Raw genomic sequence first — 656 nt, 5'->3', positions numbered from 1 at the left:
CACCTGGGGCATCTACAGCGGCTACGAACTGTGCGAGAACACCCCGCTGCGGGAGGGCAGCGAGGAGTACCTCGACTCCGAGAAGTACCAGCTCAGGCCCCGTGACTGGGAGGCCGCCGAACGCGAGGGCCGCACCATCGCCCCGCTCATCACCACACTCAACACCCTCCGCCAGGAGAACCCCGCCCTGCGTCAGCTGCGGGACCTGCACTTCCACCATGCGGACCAGGAGCCGGTCATCGCATACTCGAAACGGAAGGGTTCGAACACGGTTCTGGTGGTCGCCAACCTCGACCCCCACCACACCCAGGAGGCCACGGTCTCGTTGGACATGCCGTGTCTCGGCCTCGAACGGCACGAGACGGTGCCGGTGCGCGACGAGCTCACCGGTGAGACCTATCACTGGGGCAGCGCCAACTACGTGCGCCTGGGGCCGGGGGGAGCGCATGTACTCGTCGTCGGCCGGGGGCCCGGGGATGACACCCCGGGTGAGCACACGTCGGTTCTGCGGCCGTCCACTCCGCACATGGGAGGGTCACCCACATCATGATCGTCAACGAACCCGTGCCGGACACCTTCGAGGACACCCCCGCCGGGGACCGGGACCCCGAGTGGTTCAAACGCGCCGTCTTCTACGAGGTGCTGGTCCGCTCGTT

At 67.4% G+C, this 656-nt stretch carries 1 pseudogene; it reads left to right on the top strand.

From position 1 onward, the window contains the following. A pseudogene (locus tag AC02VZ_RS26045) lies at positions 1-550 on the top strand (alpha-1,4-glucan--maltose-1-phosphate maltosyltransferase); the annotation flags it as partial. Between the last annotated feature and the right edge of the window lie 106 nt (positions 551-656).

The organism is Streptomyces sp. 3-6, assembly GCF_056323165.1.
The sequence above is the reverse complement of the archived record's forward strand: the minus strand, read 5'-3'. Positions and strand labels throughout refer to the sequence as shown.